The organism is Pararobbsia alpina (genome assembly GCF_902859895.1).
Taxonomy (GTDB): domain Bacteria; phylum Pseudomonadota; class Gammaproteobacteria; order Burkholderiales; family Burkholderiaceae; genus Pararobbsia; species Pararobbsia alpina.
The window spans coordinates 1-520 of the sequence record NZ_CADIKM010000245.1 but is presented as its reverse complement, the minus strand read 5'-3'; the positions used below and the strand labels follow the sequence as shown (position 1 = coordinate 520).

The window sequence follows — 520 nt, the reverse complement described above, 5'->3', positions numbered from 1 at the left end:
AGTTCGCTGCGCGCAGCGAGAAGCTCGACAGCGAACAGCAGAGCCTGCTCGATGAAGCGATCGATGCCGATCTCGTTGCGATCGAGCACGAGCTTGAGGCACTGTCGAGCCAGACTAAGGCCGAGCCGCTTACGAACAAGCCGCGCCGCATGCCGCTGCCATCGAATCTGCCGCGCGTAGAGATCACACACGAACCCGAATCGACGTCGTGCACGTGCGGCTGCGAGCTCAAGCGCATCGGCGAGGACGTCAGCGAGAAGCTCGACTACACGCCCGGCGTGTTCACCGTCGAGCGCCATGTGCGTGGCAAGTGGGTGTGCGCGAAGTGCGAGACGCTGATCCAGGCACCCGTTCCCGCGCAAGTCATCGACAAGGGCATCCCGACCGCGGGCTTGCTCGCGCAGGTACTAGTGTCGAAGTACGGCGATCACGTTCCGTTGTACCGACAGGAACGCATCTTCGAGCGTACCGGGCTCGCCATCCCTCGCTCGACGCTGGGCCAGTGGATCGGCATGTGCGG

At 63.8% G+C, this 520-nt stretch carries 1 protein-coding gene; it reads left to right on the top strand.

The window, feature by feature from the left end; all coding sequences use genetic code 11:
* Positions 1 to 520 (top strand): IS66 family transposase zinc-finger binding domain-containing protein (locus HV670_RS30490; RefSeq protein ID WP_175108612.1); only part of this gene is annotated, 520 nt, incomplete at both ends.